The following is a 262-nucleotide window of genomic DNA, read 5'->3' as shown; positions in this document are numbered from 1 at the left end:
AGGCGGGCAGTTCGGCGACGGCGGTCTTGGTCGTGTCGTAGAAGGCGACCATCTGCATTCCGTCGCAGCCGCCGGCCTCGCGGCGCTTGATGAAGACCACGCGGTTTTCGTCGCCGCCCGCCGCCAGCCAGTTCTTGGAAGACAGGTCCGCGATATAGGCGTCGGCCAGGGCGCCGATCTGGCCCAGTTGAGCCGTGACGCACCAGGCGCGGCCCGCCAGGTTGTTCAGCCCGCCGCAATCGGCCGACAGTTCCGCGCCGGG

Annotated in this window: 1 protein-coding gene; it reads right to left on the bottom strand. The window is 69.5% G+C overall.

All coding sequences use genetic code 11. The features are described 5' to 3' along the window. Positions 1-262, bottom strand: a 262-nt coding sequence (locus tag CVH10_RS21610; protein WP_219924972.1) for a hypothetical protein, incomplete at both ends; no start/stop codon positions are given.

Source organism: Halomonas sp. ND22Bw, from assembly GCF_003011945.1.
Classification (GTDB): Bacteria; Pseudomonadota; Gammaproteobacteria; order Pseudomonadales; family Halomonadaceae; genus Halomonas; species Halomonas halophila.
This window is presented reverse-complemented; position numbering and strand designations above follow the sequence as displayed.